This is a genomic window from Pleurocapsa minor HA4230-MV1 (genome assembly GCA_019359095.1).
In the GTDB taxonomy this organism is placed as follows: domain Bacteria; phylum Cyanobacteriota; class Cyanobacteriia; order Cyanobacteriales; family Xenococcaceae; genus Waterburya; species Waterburya minor.
In genome coordinates this window covers 1-26323 of the sequence record JAHHHZ010000028.1, presented here as the reverse complement: position 1 = coordinate 26323, position 26323 = coordinate 1, and the positions used below count along the sequence as shown (strand labels likewise).

The following is a 26323-nucleotide window of genomic DNA, read 5'->3' as shown; positions in this document are numbered from 1 at the left end:
ATCTTGAGATATAAAAACAAATAATGTTTAGCTCTTGTTTAAAACACAAAAAACACAACTACTAATTTCTATAAAAGTCTATAAAAGATGCTTCAATTCTGCATGATTATGCAAGGACTTGACTATCTCTTTGATATCCTGAGTATGATTTTTATCGACTACGAGTGTTACCTTGCCATCACGGACAATTACCACATCCTTTAGACCAATAGTCACAATTACTTCATCGCGATCGCTGGCGTAAATTATGGCATCTTGAGTATTTTTGCTAATATGAGTGCCTAACTCTACATTATCCTGGTCACCCTTTAGTAATCGCTCTACTCCATTCCAATCACCTAAATCGTCCCAGCCAAAATTAGCAGGTAAAACATAGGCTAGCTGTGTTTTTTCCATTAGTGCATAATCAATGCTTTCCTTTTCTAGTTCGGCATAAGCATCACGACCTTTTTCTGCTAGAGAATGCAGCAGCTGAGGCGCATATTTAGCTAATTCGGCTAAGACAACTTTTGCCTGGAAAATAAACATACCGCTATTCCAGCTAAAATTCCCTGTTTCAATAAATGACTTGGCGGTAGCTTGGTCTGGTTTCTCGGTAAAGCGGATTACTTGATATACGGGTAGTTGATTAAAATATCCCTGTTTCTCTCCTTGTTCGATGTAGCCATAGCCAGTTGCAGGCTGATTTGGGGTAATACCTAAAGTTACAATGGATGGCTTAAAAAGCGCCTGTTGGACAGCAGCATTTAAAGTTTTGTTGTAGGCAGCAACATCCCCAATCCAATGATCTGAGGGAAAAAACCCTACCACAACATCCTCACCATATTTTTTAGCTACTTCCAAAGTTGCCCAAGCTACCGCAGCAGCAGTATCTCGACCTTGAGGCTCAACTAAAATATTCGATTTAGGCAAATTTGGTAGTTGCTCCTGCACTCCCTCAGCAATAATTTCCGAGGTAATTACCCAAAGATTTTCCCATCCTCCCGCCAAGTCTAGAAGACGATCTGCGGTAGACTGCAATAGACTCCTACCACTACCATCTAGACAAAGAAACTGTTTTGGTCTTTTAAGACGGCTCACTGGCCAAAAACGCTCTCCTTTGCCACCAGCTAGAATAATTGGGATTAATTTTAGTTCCATTTGCTTTTTCGATAATAGAAGTAGGACATTAAAAACAATATTAAGTAAACTTACTCAAGAAATTTCAATTAGTAAAGTCGATCAAGCACTTTTTTCAAAGCAATAGTTATAAATTACGGTGGTAATATGTAACCTAGAATTTTGCTCAATGTGACCAAATTTAAATCTAAGCAATTCTGGCAATAAATGCAGAATATATCCATAATTTTCTTAGAACAAGCATGAGATTCAATCAGTTTTTTATATTCCAAATAAGTTAAATTTAAGATCTTTTAAAAAATCAATAAGGTACTTAACTAATATTCAATTAATAATCACAGTATAAAAATCCAAATAATTTGCATGAATCAGAAGCGATCGCCTAATAGCAAAATATCCTCCTGCCAAAGGGAAAACGACACTGTAGCCGAAGAAAACAATCAAGTTGAGTTAGATCAATTGCGCTCAGGCCTTAGCGAAGGCGATCTCGTTAGCGAACAATCATCAAACCCTCATCAGATTAACTCATTTCAGCAATTTTTGTGGTTTTGGTGGCGACATTCATCCTGGTCATATTTTAATCAAGGTCTTTTTTGGGGAGGATTAGTTAGTTTAACCTCAATTTCGTCGGCGATTGGTGGTGCTGCCTTAACTAACATCGATCTAGTCGAACAACAAGTAGCTCAAAGACTTCAGGGGAATGCTTCACCATTAACTTCGGTTGAGGAGCAAACTTTGATTAAAGAGCTAAAACCAGATCCTCTACGTGTAAATTTACTACCAGAATATACACCTAGTAAAGCGATTAAAAATAATCAGCAACTGGCAACATCTACGATAGCTCGACCAAAGCCATTATCTAGCGATCAAACTAGCTTGCTGGCAAGACAACATCCTGTTCAGGACAATTTAGTGGCGGTGCAGAATACTACCAATAATCCTGAATTAGGTAGGCAAGTTGTCGCTTATTTAAGACAGCGAAATTTTCGCCATGTTTATTTAGTGAAACACATCCCGCTAAAATTAAAACAAACCAACATTGTGTCAAATTATGGTCAAGTAGAAACAGCCAATTATCTGAAAAATATTTTAGGATTTGGTAACTTAGAAGCAAAATCGACCCTACAACAACCAAAATTAGTCCTTCAGCTAGGAGAAGATGCGCTTTTATCTACTAACTATCGTTTTGACCGCTAATCATCAAATCAACATCGATCATATTAATTTACTCTGATTTGTTTATGCTCTTATCTCAACTAAGACGGCGTTTTTTTGGCATTTTATTGCTTGTGGCGATCGCGATTATTTGGGTATTATTAGATGCCACTCCCGCGATCGCTCAAGACAATGCGGTTAACTATACCTATAGTGAAATACGACAACAAGATTTTTCTCACAAGAATTTAGTCGGTGGTGTGTTTGCCGCAGCAGATGCCAGAGGCGCTAACTTTGAAGGTTCGGATGTGAGTAATTCGATTTTAACTAAAGGGATTTTTATTAATACCAACCTCAAAGACTCAAACTTTACTAGCTCGTTGATGGATCGAGTTTCTTTTGAAAATTCTGATTTAACTAACGCCATTTTTCAGGATGCAGTCGCCACCAGCACCATTTTTGAGGGGGCAAATATTACAGGCGCAGACTTTACAGGAGCAATTTTAGACCGCTATCAGATTTATTTAATGTGTAAAAGAGCTGAAGGAACTAATCCTGTTACTGGGGTGGAAACTAGATCTAGTCTAGGTTGTCGAGATTAACTAGCAAAAAATTAGTAGGCTACATCTGGGGAGCGCGGTTAATAGACTGAGATAGTTTGACAGGAATTACCATTTCTACCGCAGCTTTTTTGGGCTTTGGTTTACCTACAGGCGGAATTTCTAATAAATCTCTTGCTCCCGTAATGCCTTGACCAATAAAAAGGAGTAGTGCCAAGCAATTTAGAACAATATGGAGATTGCGGATCGTCATGCTGCGATAAATATCATCTACAATGGCGATCGCTAAAATCATCAAGAGAGAAACAGCTATCCCCAGATAATAGTGTGACCAATACCATTCATCTGATAGTCGCCATACTCCATCTTGTTGCCCGATAACCACTAAACCCATTCCTGTGAGGGTGGCAAAAATACCTCGCCAAAGCTTAGGTCTAGCACGCAATAATAGAATCAGAGAGGCGATCGTGGCTATAAATATTAAGATAATTAAAACTGCTTGAGGATTATTTTTAGTCCAAAGACTTTTTTGGATAAAACTTTTATAAACAATGGAATAGGCTAACGCAATCAAAGATGCGACGACGACGCTAGTCGCTAACCAGCGACCGAATTTAACATGCTCTCTACCTACCAGTGCAGGAATTTTATTTTTATCTTGTTTGACAGCTAAACGACGCTGACGGGTTTGCCAAGCAAAGTTGGTGACAATTCCCACCAGCGGAAAAACAAAGATGATGACTAATGCAGGATGAATCAAAGCGACTAAATCCTCATTCCCTAATTTAGAAAAGGCTAAGTACTGCTGCGAGGTAATTAAACTCCAGATATGTGAATTCATGGCATCTACAAAAGAAAGTAGGAAGTAGGAAGTAGGAAATAAGAAGTAGTATTTAAAAGATATCCTAACGTTGTTACGCAGGGCTATAATCAAATCTTTGTGGCTTCTTTCGATTTGTGTAACGTATTGGTAATCATTCCTGTGGGAAATGAAGAAGCTATGATTCCAGGGGTAATTCAAGATCTACAAAACTTAGATCTAATACCATTTCTCAAAAGTAATAAGAGACTTGGTAGTAAAGCGTCTAGACTAAAATGCTGGGTTAATAAAATCTTAAAATGTTAGTCTACATTCAATAGGCGCAATATTTTAACCCAACAAATTAATGTGGACGCGCTCTTTTGGTTGGGTAGAACCAAGCGTGAAACCCAACAAAATCGTATGTTTTTTATTTGGAATGACTATAACTAAAATTCGGCTACTAGAGCATGGTAGTAGCGATCGCCACAGAAGTATTATTTGAACCTCAGATAAATTATCAACATAATTGTTGATGTGGTTTACCGTCTATTCCCGAAGAGATTGAATAGATTTTGTTTGGCGATGAAGATGGCAGTGACGATCTAAGCTATCTACCTAAGTTTAATCATAGGCGATCGCCGTACTGCACCTAAATAAATTACCGTAGCTTGTTAAGTTGACCATTGATTAAAGTTCGTCAACTGTGTCTGGTGAAATTTCTATTACTTGACGATTCTCTTTAGCTACCTGCTGATCTGTAATCAGATCTTCAAGTTCGTCGATCTTTACACCAATCTGTTGACAGGCTTCTTGCAGATTTTCAATAAACAGATCTACATTTTGTTCATATCCTGATAGAGCAGCAGCGACACCTACTCCTTGTTTAGCATTGGCTTTAGCGCAGTCAATTAGTTCTATTCCTTGAAGCATTTTTGTCTAAATAATGTAAATATAATGCTTAAGTTTTACACATCTATTCGCTGCTCTCATCCTGCTAACGATTGATCGTAGGCAATCGACGCTGAGGCATCTTTTTGGATTTCTTTAAGCTCATCTGTCTGAGCCAGGTGTTGTTCTAAAATATCAAGATTGCGGATATTTGCTTTAAAATAAGCATCAAAAAGATCGCCAAAGATGGGAACAAAACCAACTGTAGTTTCTATGGCAATATTCTTAATCATTTGGTTGACTTTAGACTTTTCTAAGCCAAAACTAGTGGCAAGATAAATCATGTAGGCAGAAATTGCTGCTCCAACTAAGTCTCCTCCTCCTGGAATTAAACCTAAAATTGGGTCTAAACCAATGCGAAACTTAGTTCCAGGAATACCAATTGCCGTATCTAATAGTTTGGCAATCTTACGAATTCGGCGGAGCTTCTCTAACTGTTGTATTTTATTCATCTATGTCATCAAAAAGTTTAGCTAGCTTACTTGTTTAGGATACGACATAATCCTAAAGCGATCGCTTTAAGGGCGTAATCTCTCGTCAGAGGTATTTAAAGATTAAAAAAATCTTAACGATGTCCCGCTCAAGAATTTATAGTAAGAGCAGATCTTTATATATATCAAGCACCATGAAAGCAATTACTATTTTGGGTTCGACTGGCTCTATTGGAACACAAACTCTCGACATTGTTACCCATCATCCCGAACAGTTTCGAGTAGTGGGTTTAGCAGCAGGAAATAATGTTAACCTCTTGGCAGAGCAAATTCTTACTTTTAAACCCGAAATAGTAGCCTTGGGCAATGAAAGTAAACTGCCTGAATTACAAGCGGCAATCGCATCTAGTCCTTGCCAACCCCAAATTTTAGTTGGTCAAGAAGGTATCTGCGAAGTTGCTCGTTATGGTGATGCCCAGAGCGTCGTTACGGGTATTGTTGGCTGTGCTGGCTTGTTACCTACTATTGCGGCGATTGAAGCGGGAAAAGATATTGCCCTGGCGAATAAAGAAACTCTGATTGCTGGTGCGCCTGTGGTGCTGCCATTAGTGAAAAAACATGGTGTTAAACTGCTGCCTGCTGACTCAGAACACTCAGCCATTTTTCAGTGTCTCCAAGGTGTTCCTGATGGCGGATTAAAACGGATTATACTCACGGCTTCTGGTGGTTCATTTCGCGATCTGAGCGTAGAGCAACTTAGCTCCGTGACAGTACAAGATGCCCTCAAGCATCCTAATTGGTCAATGGGACAAAAAATTACCATTGATTCGGCTACCTTAATGAACAAAGGATTAGAAGTCATTGAGGCTCATTATCTGTTCAATCTTGACTATGACCACATCGATATTGTGATTCACCCTCAAAGCATTATCCACTCTTTAATTGAAGTACAAGATACATCAGTATTGGCACAACTAGGCTGGCCTGATATGCGTTTACCTCTACTCTATGCCTTATCTTGGCCTGAGCGTATTTACACTGATTGGGAGCAATTAGACTTAGTTAAGGCGGGGGATCTTACTTTCCGTGAACCCGACCATCAAAAGTATCCCTGTATGCAGCTTGCCTACGCTGCGGGACGAGCAGGAGGATTAATGCCTGCGGTGTTAAATGCAGCAAATGAACAAGTAGTGGCGCTGTTTTTAAGCGAAAAGATTGGCTTTTTAGATATTCCACGATTAATTGAAACTGTTTGCGATCGCTTTACTAGTCAAAATACCCTTAAACCCAGTCTCGATGATATTTTAGCAGCAGATCGATGGGCAAGACAGGCGGTGTTGGATGCTCAATTAATCAAGTTAAATAAATAGTAAAGATATCTTAGGCAATTGTTTTGTTTGTATTAAGTTACTCCATACTTACTGATAATAGAATTATAAACTGTAGGCAATAACTGGTAAATTAAAACTGTTTCAGTTTTTAATTGAGTTTGTGTTGGCTGGCTAGATTTAGCTGCTCCTAAATTACATTTATATTTGCTATTTAATTAGAATATGGATATTGACGAAACTATGGCTCAAATCAGGTCTCAACTAGAGCAAATTGAGCGTAATGAGCAAGAAAATCAACGCGAACAGGCTGAGGTTACCGAACTCATTTTGAATTTAGAAACTGAGCTAAAACAGTTACAAAGACGACGTAATGAATTAGATGAAGAGGCATTGAAACTTTATACTCAAGCAGAAGAATTAAGACCTAAGCTCAATAAGTTAGAACGTATTTCTAACTTGTCTAAAGATTTTCTAGAGCTACATCATGAGTGTCAGGACAATCAGGATTTATTGAGTACTTTATATTCTTCTATTTCTACCGAATCAGTTGAGGATACTAATCAAGCTCTGCTAAATTCACCACTGTTTAAACAAACATCGACCGAGCCAACACAGTCGAAAACGATCGCTCAAGATTACTCTCAATACTCGATTACCATCGACGAGATTAAGCAGGCTTTACCTAATGCCGAAAAAGTTTATCAAAAGCTGGTAGCTAACTATTTAGAAGAATATAAAACCTATCAAAACTACATCGTTGATGGTTTAGACGTAATTTGGTATGCTGTGGCGTTTATTGCTTTTGGCCGCCCATCCTACCGTAAAATGGGCTTTAAATATCATCCTGATTTGGACGGTTCAGAACGAGCAATGCAGTTAGTCAATACTGCTTGGTCTGTTTCTCAAAGATATTTAAAAAATTCAGCCGAGAGTAACAACACTATGAACAGTCTTTAAGTAAAGTAGGAAACTGATGTCCAAAAACGTTACGATTAAAAACGTTTAAATGTAAGGAGTTTTCCATAGCTAAGCAGCTCAGAAGCTCAAAGCTAAGAAGCTAAGAAGCTCAAAATATGGCATCAGAGATACAAACCCTACCAGACAATGTAATAGATTTAATTGCTGCGGGAGAAGTGATCGATTCGATCGCCGCTGTAATTAGAGAGTTGGTAGAAAATTCTCTAGATGCGGCAGCTACGAGAATCACCGTTACTTTCAATCCCGAATTGTGGCAGGTTCAGGTGATTGACAACGGCAAGGGAATGCTGCTGAGCGATCTTCGTGTCTGCGTTCAACCCCACAGCACTAGTAAAATTAGAACTCAGAAGGATCTCTGGCAAATTACCAGCTTAGGTTTTCGAGGAGAAGCTCTGCACAGTATTGCTCAAGTGGCAGATTTAACTATTTGTAGCCGCGCCAGTCAAGCAGATTTAGGTTGGCAAGTTACTTATCATGAGGCTCAACCAAAGCAAGAATCAATCATGGCGATCGCTACTGGTACTATTGTCACCGTCTCAAATTTGTTTGCCAAGATTCCTGTCCGTCGTCGTGCTTTACCGCCTATATCCCAGCAGCTTAAAGCAATTCAGAAACTAATTCAAAAAATTGCTCTGTGTCATCCTCAAGTCACTTGGCAAATTAAGCAGCAAGATAGTCTGTGGTTTAAGATTAGTCCTGGCACTACCGCCAAAGATATTTTGCCTCAATTCTTGAATAAAGTAAATCAGAGCGATTTATACCAGCTTCAAGTTGAGGTGGCAACCCCTAACTTAACTAAGCAGCTTGTACCATCTTTGGATCGAGATAGTGAATCATTAGCGAGCGATCGCCATTATTTATCCACTACTGATAAGTCGCAAATTGAATTGGTAATGGGTTTGCCAGATCGCTGTCACCGCCATCGAGCAGATTGGGTCAAAGTATCGGTGAATCATCGTTTTGTGCGATCGCCAGAATTAGAACAGACAATTCTCAATAGTCTGGCAAAAACTCTCCCCCGCGATCGCTTTCCTGTTTGCCTCTTAAATCTTCAAACTTCTCCTAATCAGGTAGATTGGAATCGTCATCCTGCCAAATCAGAAATATATTTGCATTCCCTTGACTACTGGCAAAATGAAGTAACTCAGGTAATCGCTCAAGCCTTAAAACTTAATACCAATAGTCTGACTGCTGCTATGGGCGATCGCCGAATTGGTAAAATGCTCAAGGTGGCAGAAGCCTCATCCAAAAAATATTATATAGACCGTGAGCTAGCCCAGACAAAAGATACAACCTCTACTCAAATAAATTCCCTACAACTGACAGCCGTTGCTCAAGTAAATAAAACCTATATTGTTGCGGAACATTCATCAGGAGTCTGGCTAATCGAGCAACATATTGCCCACGAGCGAGTCCTATACGAACAGCTACAGGACTGTTGGGAACTAGTACCTTTGAAAACCTCGATTACTTTAGAATATCTCAAGCCACAACAGCTAGAACAGCTAGAGAAATTAAACATCGATGTTGAACTATTTGGCGATAATATCTGGGCAGTTCGTAACGCGCCTAAAATCCTGGTAGAACGAGCAGATTGTGCCGATGCCTTAGTTGAATTAAGTTGGGGTGGAGATTTACGTTCAGCACAGGTAGCCACCGCCTGTCGGAGTGCGATTCGCAATGGTACGACTCTGAGTTTAGAAGAAATGCAGCATCTACTCAATCTTTGGCAAGCAACCCGTAATCCTCGTACCTGTCCCCACGGCAGACCAATTTATCTTTCTTTAGAAGAATCTAGTCTGTCTCGCTTTTTCCGTCGCCATTGGGTCATTGGTAAGAGTCATGGCATTTAATCACTAGAGCGATCGCGATCGCTATTAGCGTCAAAACCATTCTATTCCCTTATATATTACTTTTGGCATTCAAGCACACCATCGATATTGTCAATAGTTGTTTTACAATCCTCGAACCTTGATAACTGTGTTGGATTATAACTGCTGTCTCTTCTTTTACAGACGGCAAATAAGGTATCACTTTTTACCTCTATGCTTGAACAACTGTTGGTATATCTTCCTGGTGGAATCTCGCTTGCCGGGGTTTTGCCTACAGGAGAGAGGTTGAGAACTAAGCCAATGATTAGCACAAATAATCCGACGGGAATAGCCCATCTTCGTTGCTCTGATGAAACTTCAATTACTCCTCCAATCTTTACCACAAATGCTAAAACAATGATAAACAATCCAACTAAGATAAGTATGGTAGGTATTGGCGTATCTTTTATTGCTGTAAGGAAGTCCCCCATCAGTCCTCCATGTCTGCATATTCACCCTATGTGAAATGTTATCCAGAAAGTTTCTAGATATGATATGCCCGATCTAGGCTGCACTACCTTAATTTCTAATGTATCTACAGCAAACTGATCGTTAAGATATGCGATCGCCCTACCCAAATCACAATAACTAAACGTAATATTACTTTCAAACAACTTAGCCGTAACCATCTAATTCGGTTCAACAGGAATCTTCACATTTTCAGGAAAATTTACCGTTAGTTCTCCATTCAAATTAATCTTAGCCCCAGGATAAGACTGTTGTAATTCTTCTAGTTGGGCGATCGCTTGTGTTTCTTCTTTATCCATTTGCGCGATCAAAGTAATCACTTTGATCACGATGTTAAATATTCAATGTCGCTCTAAGATAATAATATTTACCATATTTACTTAATTAACCCAAAATATCAGATGAATACTCCTGAAACCGATGTTAAAGACCGTAGCTTTGGCGCTTTAATTTATTTATTTCCCTTAGTCTATTCTCTACCCTTCGGCATTATCCTCTTGTCTCAATTTCCCTGGTTGGCTCAATTTTTCTCCCCTGTCATTGCTCTATATAGCGTTACTAACAGTCTTCCCTTTGCTAGTTTAATTATCTTTTTTGGCTTGTGGTTAGGAGTAGTGAGAAATGACAACATGAGCTATTTTTTGCGTTTTAATGGTATGCAGGCAATTTTAATCAACATTTTACAGATTTTATTTAGTTTGATTATGGGAGTTCTTGTTCCTGCTTTTGGCGCTCAAAGTTTAATTAGCGAAACTCTCAGTAATACGATTTTTATGGGTAGTGTTGCTGCTTGTTTTTTCTGTATGATTTTTTCTGTGCAGGGTAAATATGCTGAAATACCAGGTATTTCTGATGCAGCTTCTTCCCAAATTCGCTAAATCATAGTTGATTAAGCGCTAAATTCAGCGATCGCCTGTGCTAAAAAGCGATCGCCAATCTTATAACATTTCAATACTCGATCTTAGTCATTAAGTTTTATAAGTCTGCATAATCTTGAGGGTCATGATTAGCAGTAACCTAGATACATCGGGTATTAAATCAAAATGTAATTTTACAAATGATTAACAAAATTCTATATGCTGATTCTGGAGCGGAGAATGCTCAAGATATGCTCAAAATACTATTGGAGCTTCCCGCCACTAAGAATGCTCAGGTATCAATTTTAAAGGTGATTTCGCCCAAAACCACTCAAGAAGAGTCGGCAGCACAAGAAAATGCTAAAACAAAAATTGACGAATTGGTCGCCAAGCTAGGTATAAATTGCGATGAGGCTAGTTGCAAAGTTGAGGAAGGAGAACCCAAAACTACTGTGCTAAAAGTGGCGCAAGAAGTAGATGCCGATCTAATTATTATGGGTTCGCGGGGATTAGGTAAATTACAGTCGATTCTCAGTAACTCTGTGAGTCAATATGTATTTCAACTGACCGATCGCTCAATGTTGCTGGTAAAAGACGATATCTATGTCAAAAAACTCAAGCGGGTTATGGTGGCACTTGATAAATCTCCTGCTGCCAACTATGCTTTAGACCTTACCCTCTCTTTATTACAGGGGTATCAAGATGCAGAAATCTTTCTTACTAGGGTCAATCCAGATTTAGATCCTAATTTAAATCTATCTCAAGAGGACATGGAAAGTAATCCGATCTTAGCTCCAGCGATCGCCAAAGTTAAACGGATGGGTTTACAATATCGTTGCTTGGTAACAGGTGGTAGACCTGCACAGAAGATCTGTAGCCTAGCTGAAGCCAGAAATATCGACTTGTTAGTTTTGGGTTCACCCGAACGTCGCCCTTCGGTTGCCAAAAGTTTACCTGATATTGAACGTTTACTTGGTAGTTCTTTATCAGACTATATTCGGATTAAAGCGCCTTGTCCTGTACTTTTAGCCAGACAAGAATATTCATAACATTTAATAGCATCTAATAGTATCCCAAAAAAATGCCTTCCATTGCTGGGGGCATTTCTCTTTTCAATGAGCAGTGAACATTGAACAATTTATAACGAAGTAGTAGGGTGGGGTGTGCCTCGCCCTACGGATTTTAATTATTTCAACCCAACAAGTTAAAGTTGATGTGCTAGTAGGTTGTTAAGTTTGAATTAATGGATTGAGACAGGTAGAGTAAGTAAATTTTAATTACTGTCCAAACTTTTCTCTAGTCTGTTCGACAATTTCGGCTGTTACTTGTTCTAATCCTGCTGCACGGGTGATTGCTTCTATTTTTTGCCGTGCTTGAGGGCGAGCAAAGAAAGGAATCATTTTTAACTTAGCATGAGCTTGAGGTGTCCAATACAGGTCATCAGTCAAATTTAAGTCCCTCATTGTTGCCCTCTTAGATTGTGTAGGATTACCTTCAATTGTAGATTGAGAATTTTATTCAAATTCACTTAGCTTAGACAAAGTTAATAGACTATCTGTTCATTGTTCATTGTTCATTATTCATTGCTGACTGTTTCAGCTTTTCCTAAAGGAGAAAAACGAATTTCAATTCGGCGACGGTTAGCATTAGGGTTGCGGTTGGCAGGAGCAAAGTCTCCTGATGGTAACTGTAGTTGCGCTGCGGAATAAGCTCGAAACTGAACCCCTTCCAGTCTGCCTGTTTGCTCTTGCACTGTTTGTAATTGCTTAACTACTTCCAAGGCACGCATTAAACCTAAATCTGCATTAGAACCAGCTTTGAGGCTTTCTACGGGAAGTGTTCCTTGGGCAACTTCTTCTAATTGTTGATCTAAATTACCATTACTAAAATTAATCTGACCATCCGTGTGACCAATAATTTCTACTACATAGAGACTGCGCTGTTGACTAATTTTTTCAATGCGATCGACTAAATCCAGCGTAATATATTTTTTCAAATCATTGGGCAGAATTGCGCTACCTGAATCAAATTGAAATCCGCCTGAATCTTGAATTACCACTACGGGAGGTGCAGATTTCAAGCGTTTTATTTCTGACTGTAAAATATCTACGCGACTACGACTTTGTTCATTGCTACTTAGCAGCAATTGTCTCAACTCAGCGGAGGCTTGATTAAGCTGGCGCACATCAGCAGTACTATCTCCTAGTTCGTTTTCTAGGGTAGCTATTTCTCGCTGTAACAACTGCACTTGTCTTTCTGTATCGCTCAAATTTTGCTCGCTTTCTTCTGCGGCATATTTTAAAAACAGTGATTTAAATAAAGCTAATAACAAAAATAAACTAATAATCATGAAGGCATTAGCCATCAAATCGGTAAAAGATGGCCAAACATTTAAACTTTCTACGACCTCATAGCTACGTGGCTTACGTTTTTTAGACATAACATTTGATTACTGATTACTGATTACTGATTACTGATTACTGATTACTGATTACTGATTTTTTATCTGAGTTAGTAATTTTGATAGCTCTTGCTGAATTTCTTTTAAACCTGATTGCTCAATCATATTTTTTTCTTGATTGAGGTTGACTAAAGCTTCATATTGTTGCTCTATATTATTTACTTTTTGATTTAGTTCTAAGAATTTTTTAGTCAGCTTTTGCATGGAAAGAAAGCTATGTGCAAAAGATTGAGTTGAATTTTGTAATACTAAAGAAGATTGAGAAAATTGATTTTGCGCGATCGCCAAATTATTGGTTGCCGAAGCCAGTTTTTCGGGAAATTGGCTATTATCTAAAACGTTAGCAGCATCTTGAAAAGTTTCGGCGCTCTTGTGAATTTTAATAAAAGCTTTGGTCATGGATTCTTCAATCGTATCACCCAATTTATGCACCATGCCATCAAAGTCTCGGCTAAATTGACTAATAGCTTCTTCTAAGGAACTAACAGGCTGAATTCTAGGTAAGAAAATATTATCAATATAGTCTTCAACATAGCTAAGTAAACTAGCTTTGACCACGTTGGTATTCCAAAATAAATTGATTACTGTTAAAAGAGAACTACAGGCGATCGCCACTAAACTTGTCGTAAAAGCTACTCCCATTCCTTGTAAAGGGCGATTTAATTCTGCTACTAAATTCCTAACATCATTAATATCAATCTGGGTGACAGTTTGACTCAAACTAGACAAGTTCAGGGTAATACCTAAAAATGTCCCTAATAAACCAAATGAAAGTAATAAATTGGGTAGAATACGACAAAAATTATCGATAAAATTACAGTTCAAAGCTAATCCGAGAAAATAAAACTTTTCGTGACTATAAGCTCCTTCAATCACCGCTGAAGTATTTAATCGATCTGGATTAAGGTTACTATCAGCCAATCTTTGCTCTAATCTAGTAATCATTTTGGGTGTAGATTCTTGCTTGACTCCCCCTAGCAATCTTCGTGCATTGCCTGCTAAATACTTTAAATGCCGATATAAACAGAAACGCAGCATAATAGCGATAATTGTTGGCAAAATTACCAAAATAATTGCTAAGAAAATTAAATAACCAGGAATTAAACTAAGAATAGTAAATATTTGCTGCATAGTTTTAAATGATGCGAAGTTGCTTCAAGATTAAAATCTGGAATAACTAGTTTTTATAGAGTTTTGATTGTGACATTAATCGTCACTGAATGGCGAGGAAATATTGATAGTATTACAGAAAGTTAAAAGAGAAAATAACGCTGGGTCATGGGTAAACTTTTGGCGGGTTCACAGGTTAGTAGTTCTCCATCTGCTCTGACTTCATAGGTTTCGGGATTTACCTCGATTTCAGGAGTAGCATCATTTAATTTCATGTCTGCTTTACTTAGCTGTCGAGTATTGCTGACAGCGACGGCAGAAGTTTTCAGACCAAACTGTTCGGGGATTCCCAGATCTAAAGCTACTTGAGAAATAAAAGTTAGAGAAGTCGAGGCAGTAGCACCACCAAAACTACCAAACATCGGACGCATATATACTGGTTGAGGTGTTGGAATACTCGCATTGGGATCCCCCATCTGCGCCCAAGCGATCGCACCTCCTTTAATGACGATTTCTGGCTTAACTCCAAACATGGCGGGTTTCCACAGGCAAATATCCGCCAGCTTACCTACTTCTAAAGAACCAACCTGTTGGGCGATACCGTGCATAATTGCAGGATTAATCGTGTATTTGGCAATATAGCGTTTAGCTCGAAAGTTATCAGCAACTTCAGGAGTAGGAGAAGATAAAACACCTCGCTGGATCTTCATTTTGTGGGCAGTTTGCCAGGTACGAATGATCGTTTCGCCGACTCTACCCATCGCTTGAGAATCTGAGGAGATCGCACTAAATGCGCCTAGATCGTGGAGAATATCTTCAGCGGCGATCGTTTCTTGACGAATACGGGATTCCGCAAACGCCACATCTTCAGGAATGTTTTGATCGAGATGATGGCAAACCATCAACATATCTAAATGTTCTTCTAGGGTGTTGACTGTAAAAGGTCTGGTGGGATTGGTAGAAGAAGGTAAAACATTGCTTAAACTACAGACTTTAATAATGTCGGGAGCGTGTCCTCCCCCTGCACCTTCTGTATGGTAGGTATGAATCACGCGGTCTTTAAAGGCTGCAATGGTATTTTCCACAAAGCCTGCTTCGTTAAGGGTGTCAGTGTGAATTGCCACCTGCACATCATACTCATCAGCAACGCTCAGGCAAGTATCGATCGCTGCGGGAGTAGTACCCCAATCTTCATGGAGCTTTAACCCCATCGCCCCAGCCTTAATCTGTTCTACGAGACCCTCTGGCTTACTGCTATTACCCTTACCCAGAAAGCCTAAATTCATCGGAAAAGCATCCGCAGCCAGGAGCATTATCCTGAGATTCCAAGCTCCAGGGGTACAGGTAGTTGCGTTAGTCCCCGTCGCTGGGCCAGTACCACCGCCAATCATCGTGGTTATGCCAGAGGCGATCGCTGTAGAGATCTGCTGGGGACAAATAAAGTGAATATGACTATCGATTCCCCCCGCCGTCACAATATGTCCTTCTCCTGCCACAATTTCAGTAGCAGCACCAATGATAATATCAACACTGTCTTGAATATAAGGATTACCTGCCTTACCGATCGCCTGAATCCGACCATCCTTGATGCCAATATCAGCCTTAACTACACCCCACCAATCCAAGATTAGGGCGTTGGTAATAACCAAATCAACAGCACCATCTTGACGAGATAAGGGAGATTGCCCCATGCCATCGCGAATCACCTTCCCGCCACCAAACTTAACTTCGTCGCCATAAGTCGTGTAGTCTCGTTCAACTTCAATCAATAATTCCGTATCTGCCAAACGAACGCGATCGCCTACTGTCGGGCCAAAGGTATTGGCATATGCTCGCCGATCCATAAAATAACTCATAGCTTTTATTTCCCTAATTAATTACTAACTGATTGATGTTACGCATTTGTTAATCTTTTCTTTTGAGACTCTTTTTATAGGGACTTGCCCTAAAGGACTAGCTTCGCGTCGGGGAATTAATCCTACCTACTACCTATTACCTATTACCTATTACCTATTACCTATTACCTACGTAACGTCAGTTACTAAATAATCGTTGTTCTAGGTCTGTATGTTGCATTTGAGCCATGTCAATCGATGGCGTACTCGACCACATCTGCGACAAATCCATTCCTGATGCAGTAAGCCATACCTGCTCCATTACTGGTGATAGCTGGAGTAAAACCTGTTGTGCCTGCAAGTGTCCTAAAACACTCAAGCGAATCGCTGCACTTAAAATACTAGTGACCAAACCGTGCAAAAAAGCCAGGACAGCATTTTGCGCTTGTAAACCAGCTATAGCCGAGACAGCACCAAAGATAACAGGATGTAGACAGTGCATTTTTCCTTGGGACACTTCTTGATTAATCATTTCTAAGCGTTCGTCTTGCCAGGTAACACTAGCCACCATCAACAAAGCCCTGCCACTCTGTCGTTGGGTTTCTCGATACTTGGCGATCGCAGTTTGCACGAATAGTTGATGCTCGATCTGTCTAAGAGCTGCTATATCTTCTTTCTGATTAATATTGCGATGACTATGAATTAAAGCGACGACATCGGTTGTGCCAATTTTATTAAGCAACAGTAACTGTAAAAAAATCTGTAATTCCACCATGGACTGAACTTTTCCCTGTTGTACTAGGCTTTCTAATCCATGGGAAAGAGTAAAAGAACCAGTGGGAAAAAAAGAATCCGCTAGCTGCATTAGAGCAAGCTGCTGGGCAATGGGGGAGAGAAGCATAGAAGTTAAAGATTGAATAGTTTAGTTGGTAGGGAATTGGGGGATTAGGGAAGCTTTACAGCAGTTTTCAATTGAGTAGACGCATTAATTTATCGAAGTAATGGGTAATGGGTAATGGGTAATGGGTAACTGAAATTCGCTGTAATTTTTAATGGTGATGGGATTGAGGGGCAAAGTCTAAGGAATTGGGCGATCGCATTTCATAATTAATGGTTAAACCAGGAATTTGCAGTTGCTTAATGGTTTGCTCCACAATGGCTAAATCGACGGGTAAATCTGCTCCTGGCTGAAGATATATTTTTTGATTGGCAATGGTGATGGGATAGTGATGGTTGCCCAAAACATGACCCAAGCGGACTAGCTCTGTTGCCGAGGCTGTTAGAGGTAGCTCAAAACTTAGCACCAGCGATTTTTGTTCTGGTAGATGAATCACTACTAACTGTTCGGCTTCAGTCTTAAATACATCTGATGCTCGTATTGACCAGTCACGACTTTTAATAATGCCGACGGTGAATCCTGAAGTCGATCGCACCTGAATTCTTCCTTTGTGGCGATCGCTCTGACTGAGAAATACATCCAGACAAGATGCTTGTTGACGAGCCTGGGTAACTTTTGCTGCCAGACTGGAATCTTCTGTCAGATTACCTAAATAGGTTTGCGCGAGTTCGATCATCGTTTAATAAATGGGTCTGGAAAACCCCGCCCTTTAAGGCGATTCAAAAGTTTATATTTCTGAGTAGATCTGTTGACTTAAAATACAGTTATGACTCAGACAATAACTGTATCTTGCAAGATTGAAGTTCCCCCAGATATCACTCCAGAAATAGATGAGACACTGGAGCAGTTTGCTGATGCTTGTAACCGCATTTTGGATACAGCCATGACGGAAGGTGTAACCAACAAAACAAAGCTGCACCACTTGGTATACAAGCCAGTTAGAGTAGCTACGGACTTGAAGGCTAACCATGTCTGTCAGGCAATAACTCGCGTAGTTGGCAATTTGAAAGCGAACTACAAGATTAAGCAGTTTCGAGCTTCTAGCATTCTTCTTGATGCTCGGACATTCAGGTACGAGGAAGAGGATCAGATTGTAGGCATCACTTTGATTACTGGCAGGAAAAAGTTTAATCTGGCTATCGGTAACTACCAAAGAGGACTGCTTAAAGGTCACATTCCCACATCTGCCACTTTGGTCAAACGCAAGAATGGAGATTACTACATCCAGATATGCGTTAATATCCCGACTCAACCAACAGGTAAAACTCCGAAAACCATTGGGGTTGACCTTGGAAGACGTTCGATAGCTGCTACTAGTACGGGAAGAACCTGGAGTGGTCAGCAACTTAATCAAGTTAGAGACAGATATAGTCGAGTCAGAGCTAACGTTCAAGCTAAACGCACTAAGTCGTCCAAAAGATTGCTTAGAAGGCTCTCTGGTAGAGAACGTCGGTTTCAATCGTGGCTGAATCACAATATAAGCAAACAGCTTGTGACAGAAGCGAAAGGGAACAATGCAGCATTGGTATTTGAGGATTTGACAAACATTAGGGAGTCTCTCAACCGTAAACCTCGCAGTAAGAAAGAAAGACGCAAAACTAACAACTGGGCTTTTTATCAGTTGAAGCAATACGTTTCCTATAAAGCTGCTATTGCAGGTGTTCAAGTTCTTTCTGTTCCCGCAGCCTATACTAGTCAGACCTGCGCCAGATGCCATCACGTCCATCCCGAAAAAGGCAAATCCTATCGGAGTGGAGAGCGGTTTAATTGTGGCAACTGTGGTTGGAAACATAATGCTGACATCAATGCAGGGTTAATAATTTCTCAATTGGGGTTGGTTGTAACTCAACCCGAAAGCTCGGTAATGGATTGTATTTTGAATGGACAGTTAAGTCTTTTTCCGATCAACCATCACTAGGGCTAAAGCTCCGTCCTTCGCCAGAAGGAGTGAGGTTACGTCGTCACTTGGGAATATAGGGTAAGCACGGGCGATCGCTTAAGTAGCGGACGCAGTTTAAGACATAATTAATATATTTTTTAATGCGCCAGGCTTTAAAAGCCATAACGCGAATCAACAAACCCCTATTTTTAGGCAAGAGGGAGGTGGCAACAATTAGCTCTTTACAATCGGTAGCAGTGAGGTTGGCAATTTTTTGCTTTAGTGCTGCTAAATCTGTCTGAGGCTGGATCATGATTAAATTTGCCAGGATCGGCTCGGCAATAAATAAATCATGCTGCTTGAAAGGATTATCCTTGCCTACTAGGCGTATAGCATCCCGAAACCAGAGTTCTCCTTGGTGAGAATAAATTTCCAAACAATTATGATAATGACGAAAATCATAATACTCTCCCCTTGCTAATCTGCCAGGAATTAGGATCTCGCTCCAAAACAGTGCTGCTTGAGGATGAAGAGTAATTTGGGTAGTTTGTTCAAAGGCAGCATCCGCAAATAAAATTACTGGTTCGGGGACTACCTCTAAACTCGCTCCTACGCCAACAGCAATCTTCCAACTAGTTGTCGCCTTAGTCTCAGTCTTGGGCATAGCATGAACCTTGGTTGCCGCCTGGTCAGTAAAATACATACTGGTATCCGCTTCCAGATTTAAAGCTAAACTAAACCGATCTTGAGCAAGTAAACCAGGAGAAGTATTGATCAGATAAAGATAAGCACAATTAGGCTCAACCCCATCCAGGCGAAAAATACCAGACATCCTTAAAGGATAGGTCGTATACTGATGCGCAATGGTGGTTTGACCCAGGCGATCGCACTGGAGTCTTAGTTCTAGGGTGTCCCTCTCCCTCATAGGTTAGCTCCCAATGGCGAAGAATGATTAAATAGAAGCTGTTCTTGAATAAAATCAACCACTTCATTCAAACCTGCACCAGTTTTACAATTAGTGTAGGCGATCGCTTTGCCGTTACGGTGTTGGGGTGCTTCTTGACGGATTAGATCTAAGTCAGCACCGACATAGGGAGCAAGATCGATTTTATTAATAACGACTAAATCTGCCTGAACAAAACCAGGGCCATTCTTACGGGGAATATCATCTCCTGCACCCACATCAATCACAAAAATATAAGAGTCAACCAGATCGTAGCTAAAGGTAGAAGCGAGATTGTCTCCCCCGCTTTCAATCAAGATCAGGTCTAGCTGGGGATGCAGTATTTCTAAATCCTGTATTGCTAGAAGATTCATAGTGGGATCTTCTCTAATAGCCGTGTGAGGACAACTCCCAGTTTCTACGCCTATGATGCGATCTTGAGGCAAAAAACCTTTTCTTTTAAGACGATCTGCATCTTCGGTAGTCAAAAGGTCATTAGTTACTACTGCAATTTCTATTCCCTGCTGGGTCAATATGGGTACTAAACATTCTATTAAAGCAGTTTTACCACTACCAACAGGCCCACCTATTCCTAACCTAGCAACGTTTTTTTTTGTTTGCACCTGCTAAACTTTTCCTTCTACTAAACCATTAAAACCATATATTTCTCGGCTACCAGCGATCGCCACTAAATTAACTGTCTTCTCGTCCCCTGGTTCAAATCTGACTGCCGTACCTGCGGGAATATCTAGTCGCATTCCTTTCGTTCCTTCTCGCTCAAACTCCAAAGCAGAATTCACCTCATAAAAATGAAAATGTGAGCCGATTTGAATTGGGCGATCGCCTGTATTAGCTACGACGATTTCTCGGGTTTCTCTACCTGCATTTAACTCAATTGTCCCTGGCTGGGTAATTATCTCACCTGGAATCATTGTGATTACTGCTCATTGCTCATTGAATCGGGTTGTGGACTGTTACTAGTTTTGTCCCATCGGGAAAGGTAGCTTCTACCTGAACTTCGTGGATCATTTCGGGGATGCCTGTCATAACTTCATCTCGATTCAAGATAGTTTTGCCATAGCTCATCAGTTCGGCAACGGTTCTACCTTCTCTAGCACCTTCTAAAATGGCTGCTGAAATAAAGGCGATCGCTTCAGGATAGTTTAATTTCAGACCTTTATCTTTACGCCTTTCAGCTAAAAGTCCAACTGTAAAGATCGTAAGTTTATCCTGTTCTTGAGGTGATAGCTGCATGTAATATTTTTTTACTCAATCTAAGGTCAAGATCTAACAATTAATCACGCTGTAGTAACTAATAATTCTAAATAATTCTAAGATTTTGATCGCAAATTGATTATCAATTTTTGTTGCACCATTCTTATTTTCAATCGCAAGTCTATGATGATCTTTAACCTATGCTTAATATCGCTTCACAATATTAATCTTAAGAGTTTTTAAGCAATTAACCTCAATTACTGACTATCTATAGTTTATTTTGAAATATAACTTTTACTAGATGTGTAAAATGGATTTTCTTTTTGTATATTTGCTTGCTTTTTTTTTTGTATTGCAGAGTACAATTTCTTTTCAAGCAGAAATATTTTGAGTTATGAGTTATCAGATAATTCTAGCCACGCCATTATCTCTAAAAACTAAGCCATTACGTTCAATTAAACCGAATTAATAAATAAAGAAAAAGAAGCACATGTCAAACTTAGGAAGACGTAAATTTTTACTCTATGGATCTACAGGAGTACTGGCTAGCTTATTGCTAAAGGGTTGTGCCAGTGAAGAAGGCAGTGGCGATACAGCTGCCGATCCCGCTGCCGATCCTGCCACTGATGCCAAACCCGTTGCTGATGCAGACGGAATCAAAGTTGGTATTCTGCACTCTTTAAGCGGAACTATGGCAATTAGTGAAACCACCGTAGTTGATGCTGAAATGCTGGCAATTGATGAAATTAATGCTGCGGGAGGAGTTTTAGGCAAACAAATTGTGCCAATTCAGGAAGATGGTGCGTCAGACTGGCCCACCTTTGCCGAAAAAGCAGCCAAACTAATCGATCAGGATCAAGTGGTTACTGTTTTTGGCTGTTGGACTTCCGCTAGCCGTAAAGCGGTGTTGCCCGTATTTGAGTCCAAAAAGCATATGCTCTGGTATCCCGTTCAATATGAGGGACAGGAATGTTCAAATAATGTTTTTTACACGGGTGCCGCGCCCAACCAACAGATTGAGCCTGCGGTAGACTGGCTACTAAAAAATAAAGGTAAAGAGTTTTTCTTGGTTGGTTCAGATTATGTCTTTCCTCGTACTGCTAATACTATTATTAAAGAGCAATTGGCAGCTAAAGGAGGGAAAACTGCTGGAGAAGACTATCTACCATTAGGAGATACTGAAGTTACGCCCATCATCGCTAAAATCAAAGCTGCATTGCCCAACGGTGGAGTAATCTTTAACAGCCTAAACGGTGACACTAACGTTTCCTTCTTCAAACAAATGCAGGGTGCAGGATTAACTCCAGACAAGTATCCTGTCATGTCGGTTAGCGTAGCCGAAGAAGAAGTAAGACAAATTGGGTCTGAATATCTTCAAGGACATTACGCTTCTTGGAACTACTATCAAACTGTAGCAAGTCCTGTCAACGATAAGTTTGTCAAAGCTTTTAAGGCAAAATATGGTGAAGATCGCGTAACCAGTGATCCGATGGAAGCTGCCTACATCATGGTTTACCTTTGGAAACAGGCGGTCGAAAAAGCGGGTACTACCGATCTAGAACCCGTGCGTAAAGCAGCAGTAGGTCAAGTATTTGATGCGCCAGGAGGCAAGGTGACCATGCAGCCTAATCACCATATTTCCAAAACGGTGCGGATTGGGGAAGTGAGAGAGGATGGGCTATTTGATGTCGTCTGGTCTACAGAAGGGCCTCTAGAACCTGTCCCCTGGAATCAATATGTCAAAGAAACTAAAGGTTTTGCCTGCGATTGGACAGATCCCAATAAGGGTGGAAAGTACAAAGTTTAGACTGCTTGTCAATTTGAATTGTATGGTATTTTTTTAAGTACTTTATTAGTTCAAATTTGACAGATTTGTTGAGTATGCAGATTTACTATTTTAACTAAAGGCTAAAAGCTAATAGCTGCTAATCTTTGGCTACTTTTTTGCTTATTTAAAAAAAGCTTTAAGCTCTAAGCTCTAAGCTTTAAGCCTTGTTTAATTCCTCCGCTTCGCGGATTTAATTTTTCTCAAGAGAATTCCCCAAACTATCAAGAGAGAGAATGTGTCTACATTATTAGAAGGTTTATTTAACGGTCTGAGTATTGGTTCGGTATTGCTGATTGCTGCTTTAGGCTTGGCAATTGTCTTTGGACTGATGGGAGTTATTAACCTAGCTCATGGTGAATTAATCATGCTGGGTGCTTATGCTACTTTTGTGGTGCAAAATATTTTTAAACCCCTGGGGGAACCTTGGTTTAGCCTGTATATTGTCGTGGCAATTCCCGTTGCCTTTATCGTTTCGGCAATTATGGGCATAATTCTCGAAAGGGGCGCGATTCGCTTTCTTTATGGCAGACCACTAGAAACCCTACTGGCAACCTGGGGAGTTAGTCTAATTTTGCAGCAGTTTGTCAGAAGCGTTAGCTGGCTGTTGTTTATCTCCCTCGGCATTTTTTGCCTGCTATTTTTCGGCGGAATGGAGATAGTTAAACGTAGGGAGGACTGGGCAAGACTCAAGCATAAAGCTTTGAGTTTATTGTTGGTTTTGTCTGGGGGAATTGCGATCGCTTTTTACTATTTACTTAACAAAAATACTGCTTTAACTAAAGCCTGGTTTAGTGCCAGAAACGTCGATGTCACCGCTCCTGACTGGCTACGAGGCGGTACGGACGCTTTAGGTTTTCAAATCCCTTATGTACGCTTGTTTATTATTGGCTTGACGCTTCTTTGTTTGCTTGGGGTGTACTGGTTTTTACAACGTTCAACCTGGGGCTTAAAAATTCGTGCCGTCACCCAAAATCGGACGATGAGTTCCTGCTTGGGCATCCCCACAGATAAAGTAGATGCTCTTACTTTCGCTTTGGGTTCGGGATTAGCTGGAATTGCTGGATGCGCCGTTAGTTTATTAGGTTCAGTGGGGCCAAACACAGGACAAAACTATATTGTCGATACCTTTATGGTGGTTGTAGTTGGTGGCGTAGGCAACCTTTTAGGGACAGTAATTGCCGCGATGGGGATTGGAATTCTTAATTATCTAATTGGTTCGGGAACTTTAGCATTACTATTAACTAACATGAAAGCGCCTCAATCATTACTTGACTTTTGGTTCTTTTTTGCGACTAGCAGTATGGCGAAAGTAATGGTATTTGCCTTAATTATTATTTTCTTGCAGATTAAACCTGCGGGATTATTTCCGCAAAAAGGCAGAACTGCTGAACTTTGAGCAATGAACAATGAGCAGTAATTAGTAATTATTCCTAAAGGATAAGCTTCGCAAATAATCAGTAATTAGTAATTAGTGAGCAATGAAATAGGTATGCAAATTAAACAAAAAAAGCGTCGCCATAAATTAATTGAGACTATTGTAATTACAGCTTTAATTGTAATCATGGCGGTTATTCTGCCTAGTGTCATACCAGCTTTTCGTTTACGTCTGATTGGTCGCTTTTTATCTTTAGCAATTGTTGCCTTGGGTATCGATCTTATCTGGGGTTATACAGGATTATTAAGCTTAGGTCATGGTATCTTCTTTGCTTTAGGTGGTTATGCTCTGGCAATGCACCTCAATTTGCAAATACCTGAAGGTAAATTACCAGAATTTCTGACGCTGTATGGAGTGAAAGAATTACCCTGGGTTTGGCAGCCTTTTTATTCTTTCCCTTTTACTGTATTAGCCCTGGTGATTATTCCAGGAATTGTCGCAGGCTTGATTGGTTATTTAGTATTTCGTAATCGGATCAAAGGGGTCTACTTTTCGATTTTAACTCAGGCTGCATTATTAGTTTTTTATAACTTTTTTAATGGTCAGCAAGAATTGATTAATGGTACAAACGGATTGAAAACAGATACCGAGAAAATCTTCGGTGTCCTAGCTAGTTCCCCTGGCGCACAGCGTACTTTTTATATTATTACCGTTATTGCTTTGGTTTTAGTTTATCTTCTTTGCCGTTGGTTAACTAGCGGACGTTTCGGCAAATTACTGATGGCAATTCGCGATGATGAAACTAGGGTGAGATTTTCAGGTTATGACCCGACAGGATATAAAGTTTTAGTCTTTGCTATTTCTGGAGCGATCGCAGGAATAGCAGGAGCATTATATACTGTCCAAACAGGCATTATTAACCCAAGTATTATGCAGGTGGCTTTCTCGATTGAGATGGTAATTTGGGTTGCAGTTGGGGGAAGAGGTACTTTAATTGGAGCTATTCTAGGTACGATGTTAGTCCGCCTAGCCCAGACATTTTTGAGCGAAAGTTTTCCCGAAATCTGGTTATTTTTTCAAGGGGCATTATTCTTAATCGTAGTGACAGTCTTGCCTGATGGGATAATTGGCTGGTTTAGAAATAATGGTTGGTTAAAGATGCGATCGCTTTTGGGCGGTAATCAGCCTTTGGTTACTTATCCTAGCTTACTAGAAGATCCCGAAGTACAGCGGGAGAAAGATGAAGTAAGAGGTAATAAGTAATAATTTAATCAATATTTGATAATGAGCAAGATTTTAGAGATAGAAGATCTAACAGTTAGCTTTGATGGTTTTAAGGCTCTTAACCAGCTAAATTTTAGTATGAATACGGGAGAATTAAGAGTCATCATTGGCCCTAATGGAGCAGGCAAAACTACCTTTTTAGACGTAATTACAGGCAAAGTTCAGCCAACTAAAGGGCGAGTTTTATTTAAAGGGAAAGATCTTAAAAAAATACCCGAATATAAAATAGCTCGGATGGGTATTGGGAGGAAGTTCCAGACTCCTAGGGTATATTTAAATTTAACTGTACGGGAAAACCTAGATTTAGTTTGCAACCAGAATAAAAATGTCGTGGCGACTTTGTTTGGTCATGCTAACAGTGGTGAGCAAAGGACGGTTGCAGGATTATTAGAAACCATTGGTTTAGATGCTAAAGCTAATCTTTTGGCTAATTTACTCTCTCATGGTGAGAAGCAACGATTAGAAATTGGCATGTTAGTAGCGCAATCTCCAGATTTACTCCTGGTAGATGAACCCGCAGCTGGATTAACGGACGAAGAAACCGAAAACGTGGGGGCTTTAATACTTTCCCTAGCCGAAAGTCATTCAATTATTGCGATCGAACACGATATGGAATTTGTGCGTCAAATTGCCAATGATAAAGTAACAGTATTACATCAGGGTGCATTGCTTTGTGAAGGAAAAATGAGTGAGGTACAAAACGATCCCAGGGTAATTGAGGTTTATTTAGGAGAGGAAATAAGTTGCTAGCAACTGGTAGTGGGTAGTGGGTAAAAAACTCATTACTATTTCTCAAAGCTTAGAGCCTATAGCTGAAGATTGATTGACTCTAAGCGTAGTACCTTACCTTATCCCTCTTATGTCACTCTCCGAGAATTAAAATAAAAGAATCAAAACTATAAGTAGCTAAAAGCCAGATAGAGCAATGGATGTAGAATTACAAATTCTCAAACATTTAAAGAGAGATGCTCAACC

Annotated in this window: 29 protein-coding genes; 12 read left to right on the top strand and 17 right to left on the bottom strand. The window is 40.0% G+C overall.

Annotation, left to right across the window (positions count from 1 at the left end):
* Window positions 1-78 precede the first annotated feature (78 nt).
* Window positions 79-1140 carry a mannose-1-phosphate guanylyltransferase gene (locus KME09_19800; GenBank protein MBW4536185.1) on the bottom strand — a complete coding sequence of 354 codons (1062 nt, stop codon included), beginning with the start codon at window positions 1138-1140 and terminating at the stop codon, window positions 79-81.
* Window positions 1141-1482: 342 nt separating this feature from the next.
* On the opposite strand from KME09_19800, the gene KME09_19795 reads away from it, so the two are divergent.
* Together KME09_19795 and KME09_19790 are read left to right on the top strand one after the other, a co-directional pair.
* Window positions 1483-2316 (top strand): LytR C-terminal domain-containing protein, encoded by an 834-nt coding sequence (locus KME09_19795; GenBank protein ID MBW4536184.1) that lies wholly within the window; start codon window positions 1483-1485, stop codon window positions 2314-2316.
* 44 nt (window positions 2317-2360) lie between these two features.
* On the top strand, window positions 2361-2876 hold the full coding sequence (locus KME09_19790; GenBank protein ID MBW4536183.1) for a pentapeptide repeat-containing protein: 516 nt from the start codon (window positions 2361-2363) through the stop codon (window positions 2874-2876).
* A 19-nt stretch (window positions 2877-2895) separates the two neighbouring features.
* Here the strand turns inward: KME09_19790 and KME09_19785 are convergent, their stop codons facing one another.
* The 3 genes from KME09_19785 to KME09_19775 all read right to left on the bottom strand — a co-directional run bounded on the left by KME09_19785 (window position 2896) and on the right by KME09_19775 (window position 5036).
* Window positions 2896-3675 (bottom strand): DUF4079 domain-containing protein, encoded by a 780-nt coding sequence (locus KME09_19785; GenBank protein MBW4536182.1) that lies wholly within the window; start codon window positions 3673-3675, stop codon window positions 2896-2898.
* 648 nt (window positions 3676-4323) lie between these two features.
* A complete protein-coding gene (locus KME09_19780) occupies window positions 4324-4566 on the bottom strand; it encodes a hypothetical protein (protein ID MBW4536181.1) in 243 nt (80 codons plus the stop codon).
* Between the two features lie 56 nt (window positions 4567-4622).
* Window positions 4623-5036 (bottom strand): DUF4112 domain-containing protein, encoded by a 414-nt coding sequence (locus KME09_19775; GenBank protein MBW4536180.1) that lies wholly within the window; start codon window positions 5034-5036, stop codon window positions 4623-4625.
* 173 nt (window positions 5037-5209) lie between these two features.
* Between KME09_19775 and dxr the strand changes: the two genes are divergently transcribed.
* The 3 genes from dxr to mutL all read left to right on the top strand — a co-directional run bounded on the left by dxr (window position 5210) and on the right by mutL (window position 9177).
* Complete coding sequence (gene dxr / locus KME09_19770; protein MBW4536179.1) at window positions 5210-6385, top strand: 1-deoxy-D-xylulose-5-phosphate reductoisomerase; 1176 nt, start codon at window positions 5210-5212, stop codon at window positions 6383-6385.
* Window positions 6386-6568: 183 nt separating this feature from the next.
* Window positions 6569-7303 (top strand): molecular chaperone DnaJ, encoded by a 735-nt coding sequence (locus tag KME09_19765; protein ID MBW4536178.1) that lies wholly within the window; start codon window positions 6569-6571, stop codon window positions 7301-7303.
* Between the two features lie 116 nt (window positions 7304-7419).
* Window positions 7420-9177, top strand: a complete 1758-nt coding sequence (mutL, locus tag KME09_19760; GenBank protein ID MBW4536177.1) for a DNA mismatch repair endonuclease MutL — start codon at window positions 7420-7422, stop codon at window positions 9175-9177.
* A 56-nt stretch (window positions 9178-9233) separates the two neighbouring features.
* Here the strand turns inward: mutL and KME09_19755 are convergent, their stop codons facing one another.
* Genes KME09_19755 through KME09_19745 form a run of 3 tightly spaced genes read right to left on the bottom strand, consistent with a single transcriptional unit; the run spans window position 9234 to window position 9992 of the window.
* Window positions 9234-9626, bottom strand: coding sequence for a hypothetical protein (locus tag KME09_19755; GenBank protein ID MBW4536176.1), 393 nt, complete (start codon window positions 9624-9626; stop codon window positions 9234-9236).
* Window positions 9627-9647: 21 nt separating this feature from the next.
* The gene (locus KME09_19750; GenBank protein ID MBW4536175.1) at window positions 9648-9824 is read right to left on the bottom strand and encodes a hypothetical protein; all 177 of its coding nucleotides are present in this window, start codon (window positions 9822-9824) and stop codon (window positions 9648-9650) included.
* Window positions 9825-9992, bottom strand: coding sequence for a hypothetical protein (locus KME09_19745; protein MBW4536174.1), 168 nt, complete (start codon window positions 9990-9992; stop codon window positions 9825-9827). It abuts the gene before it with no gap.
* Between the two features lie 72 nt (window positions 9993-10064).
* On the opposite strand from KME09_19745, the gene KME09_19740 reads away from it, so the two are divergent.
* Both KME09_19740 and KME09_19735 read left to right on the top strand, forming a co-directional pair.
* Window positions 10065-10541, top strand: coding sequence for a hypothetical protein (locus tag KME09_19740; protein ID MBW4536173.1), 477 nt, complete (start codon window positions 10065-10067; stop codon window positions 10539-10541).
* 179 nt (window positions 10542-10720) lie between these two features.
* Window positions 10721-11569, top strand: a complete 849-nt coding sequence (locus KME09_19735) for a universal stress protein (protein MBW4536172.1) — start codon at window positions 10721-10723, stop codon at window positions 11567-11569.
* A gap of 228 nt (window positions 11570-11797) precedes the next feature.
* Here KME09_19735 and KME09_19730 read toward each other — a convergent pair whose 3' ends face one another.
* The 6 genes from KME09_19730 to KME09_19705 form a co-directional block, all read right to left on the bottom strand.
* A complete protein-coding gene (locus KME09_19730; GenBank protein MBW4536171.1) occupies window positions 11798-11983 on the bottom strand; it encodes a PCP reductase family protein in 186 nt (61 codons plus the stop codon).
* Between the two features lie 113 nt (window positions 11984-12096).
* Window positions 12097-12960 carry a flagellar motor protein gene (locus tag KME09_19725; GenBank protein ID MBW4536170.1) on the bottom strand — a complete coding sequence of 288 codons (864 nt, stop codon included), beginning with the start codon at window positions 12958-12960 and terminating at the stop codon, window positions 12097-12099.
* A gap of 51 nt (window positions 12961-13011) precedes the next feature.
* Window positions 13012-14112, bottom strand: coding sequence for a methyl-accepting chemotaxis protein (locus KME09_19720; protein ID MBW4536169.1), 1101 nt, complete (start codon window positions 14110-14112; stop codon window positions 13012-13014).
* Window positions 14113-14234: 122 nt separating this feature from the next.
* Entirely contained in the window at window positions 14235-15947 is a 1713-nt protein-coding gene (gene ureC / locus KME09_19715; protein MBW4536168.1) for an urease subunit alpha, read from the bottom strand.
* A gap of 178 nt (window positions 15948-16125) precedes the next feature.
* The gene (locus KME09_19710; protein ID MBW4536167.1) at window positions 16126-16827 is read right to left on the bottom strand and encodes an urease accessory protein UreF; all 702 of its coding nucleotides are present in this window, start codon (window positions 16825-16827) and stop codon (window positions 16126-16128) included.
* Window positions 16828-16975: 148 nt separating this feature from the next.
* Entirely contained in the window at window positions 16976-17500 is a 525-nt protein-coding gene (locus KME09_19705) for an urease accessory protein UreE (protein MBW4536166.1), read from the bottom strand.
* Between the two features lie 90 nt (window positions 17501-17590).
* Here KME09_19705 and KME09_19700 point away from each other — a divergent pair, with 90 nt between their 5' ends.
* Window positions 17591-18742 carry a transposase gene (locus KME09_19700; GenBank protein ID MBW4536165.1) on the top strand — a complete coding sequence of 384 codons (1152 nt, stop codon included), beginning with the start codon at window positions 17591-17593 and terminating at the stop codon, window positions 18740-18742.
* Window positions 18743-18785: 43 nt separating this feature from the next.
* Here KME09_19700 and KME09_19695 read toward each other — a convergent pair whose 3' ends face one another.
* From KME09_19695 to ureA, 4 genes are read right to left on the bottom strand one after another with little or no spacing between them, the layout of a single operon-like run.
* A complete protein-coding gene (locus KME09_19695) occupies window positions 18786-19628 on the bottom strand; it encodes an urease accessory protein UreD (protein ID MBW4536164.1) in 843 nt (280 codons plus the stop codon).
* The gene (gene ureG / locus KME09_19690; protein ID MBW4536163.1) at window positions 19625-20269 is read right to left on the bottom strand and encodes an urease accessory protein UreG; all 645 of its coding nucleotides are present in this window, start codon (window positions 20267-20269) and stop codon (window positions 19625-19627) included. The genes KME09_19695 and ureG overlap by 4 nt, the downstream gene beginning before the upstream one ends.
* A gap of 3 nt (window positions 20270-20272) precedes the next feature.
* Window positions 20273-20578, bottom strand: coding sequence for an urease subunit beta (ureB, locus tag KME09_19685; protein ID MBW4536162.1), 306 nt, complete (start codon window positions 20576-20578; stop codon window positions 20273-20275).
* 19 nt (window positions 20579-20597) lie between these two features.
* Complete coding sequence (ureA, locus tag KME09_19680; GenBank protein MBW4536161.1) at window positions 20598-20900, bottom strand: urease subunit gamma; 303 nt, start codon at window positions 20898-20900, stop codon at window positions 20598-20600.
* Between the two features lie 451 nt (window positions 20901-21351).
* Between ureA and urtA the strand changes: the two genes are divergently transcribed.
* From urtA to urtD, 4 genes are all read left to right on the top strand, one after another.
* Complete coding sequence (urtA, locus tag KME09_19675; protein MBW4536160.1) at window positions 21352-22668, top strand: urea ABC transporter substrate-binding protein; 1317 nt, start codon at window positions 21352-21354, stop codon at window positions 22666-22668.
* A 256-nt stretch (window positions 22669-22924) separates the two neighbouring features.
* Entirely contained in the window at window positions 22925-24085 is a 1161-nt protein-coding gene (locus KME09_19670; protein ID MBW4536159.1) for a branched-chain amino acid ABC transporter permease, read from the top strand.
* Between the two features lie 93 nt (window positions 24086-24178).
* The gene (gene urtC / locus KME09_19665; GenBank protein MBW4536158.1) at window positions 24179-25327 is read left to right on the top strand and encodes an urea ABC transporter permease subunit UrtC; all 1149 of its coding nucleotides are present in this window, start codon (window positions 24179-24181) and stop codon (window positions 25325-25327) included.
* 21 nt (window positions 25328-25348) lie between these two features.
* Entirely contained in the window at window positions 25349-26098 is a 750-nt protein-coding gene (gene urtD, locus KME09_19660; GenBank protein ID MBW4536157.1) for an urea ABC transporter ATP-binding protein UrtD, read from the top strand.
* Window positions 26099-26323: the final 225 nt, after the last annotated feature.

Excerpts from the sequence above, each read along its gene's own strand:
- KME09_19800 (MBW4536185.1), bottom strand. The coding sequence starts at position 1,140 with ATGGAACTAAAATTAATCCCAATTATTCTAGCTGGTGGCAAAGGAGAG.
- KME09_19795 (MBW4536184.1), top strand. The coding sequence starts at position 1,483 with ATGAATCAGAAGCGATCGCCTAATAGCAAAATATCCTCCTGCCAAAGG.
- KME09_19790 (MBW4536183.1), top strand. The coding sequence starts at position 2,361 with ATGCTCTTATCTCAACTAAGACGGCGTTTTTTTGGCATTTTATTGCTT.
- KME09_19785 (MBW4536182.1), bottom strand. The coding sequence starts at position 3,675 with ATGAATTCACATATCTGGAGTTTAATTACCTCGCAGCAGTACTTAGCC.
- KME09_19780 (MBW4536181.1), bottom strand. The coding sequence starts at position 4,566 with ATGCTTCAAGGAATAGAACTAATTGACTGCGCTAAAGCCAATGCTAAA.
- KME09_19775 (MBW4536180.1), bottom strand. The coding sequence starts at position 5,036 with ATGAATAAAATACAACAGTTAGAGAAGCTCCGCCGAATTCGTAAGATT.
- dxr (MBW4536179.1), top strand. The coding sequence starts at position 5,210 with ATGAAAGCAATTACTATTTTGGGTTCGACTGGCTCTATTGGAACACAA.
- KME09_19765 (MBW4536178.1), top strand. The coding sequence starts at position 6,569 with ATGGATATTGACGAAACTATGGCTCAAATCAGGTCTCAACTAGAGCAA.
- mutL (MBW4536177.1), top strand. The coding sequence starts at position 7,420 with ATGGCATCAGAGATACAAACCCTACCAGACAATGTAATAGATTTAATT.
- KME09_19755 (MBW4536176.1), bottom strand. The coding sequence starts at position 9,626 with ATGGGGGACTTCCTTACAGCAATAAAAGATACGCCAATACCTACCATA.
- KME09_19750 (MBW4536175.1), bottom strand. The coding sequence starts at position 9,824 with ATGGTTACGGCTAAGTTGTTTGAAAGTAATATTACGTTTAGTTATTGT.
- KME09_19740 (MBW4536173.1), top strand. The coding sequence starts at position 10,065 with ATGAATACTCCTGAAACCGATGTTAAAGACCGTAGCTTTGGCGCTTTA.
- KME09_19735 (MBW4536172.1), top strand. The coding sequence starts at position 10,721 with ATGATTAACAAAATTCTATATGCTGATTCTGGAGCGGAGAATGCTCAA.
- KME09_19730 (MBW4536171.1), bottom strand. The coding sequence starts at position 11,983 with ATGAGGGACTTAAATTTGACTGATGACCTGTATTGGACACCTCAAGCT.
- KME09_19725 (MBW4536170.1), bottom strand. The coding sequence starts at position 12,960 with ATGTCTAAAAAACGTAAGCCACGTAGCTATGAGGTCGTAGAAAGTTTA.
- KME09_19720 (MBW4536169.1), bottom strand. The coding sequence starts at position 14,112 with ATGCAGCAAATATTTACTATTCTTAGTTTAATTCCTGGTTATTTAATT.
- ureC (MBW4536168.1), bottom strand. The coding sequence starts at position 15,947 with ATGAGTTATTTTATGGATCGGCGAGCATATGCCAATACCTTTGGCCCG.
- KME09_19710 (MBW4536167.1), bottom strand. The coding sequence starts at position 16,827 with ATGCTTCTCTCCCCCATTGCCCAGCAGCTTGCTCTAATGCAGCTAGCG.
- KME09_19705 (MBW4536166.1), bottom strand. The coding sequence starts at position 17,500 with ATGATCGAACTCGCGCAAACCTATTTAGGTAATCTGACAGAAGATTCC.
- KME09_19700 (MBW4536165.1), top strand. The coding sequence starts at position 17,591 with ATGACTCAGACAATAACTGTATCTTGCAAGATTGAAGTTCCCCCAGAT.
- KME09_19695 (MBW4536164.1), bottom strand. The coding sequence starts at position 19,628 with ATGAGGGAGAGGGACACCCTAGAACTAAGACTCCAGTGCGATCGCCTG.
- ureB (MBW4536162.1), bottom strand. The coding sequence starts at position 20,578 with ATGATTCCAGGTGAGATAATTACCCAGCCAGGGACAATTGAGTTAAAT.
- ureA (MBW4536161.1), bottom strand. The coding sequence starts at position 20,900 with ATGCAGCTATCACCTCAAGAACAGGATAAACTTACGATCTTTACAGTT.
- urtA (MBW4536160.1), top strand. The coding sequence starts at position 21,352 with ATGTCAAACTTAGGAAGACGTAAATTTTTACTCTATGGATCTACAGGA.
- urtC (MBW4536158.1), top strand. The coding sequence starts at position 24,179 with ATGCAAATTAAACAAAAAAAGCGTCGCCATAAATTAATTGAGACTATT.
- urtD (MBW4536157.1), top strand. The coding sequence starts at position 25,349 with ATGAGCAAGATTTTAGAGATAGAAGATCTAACAGTTAGCTTTGATGGT.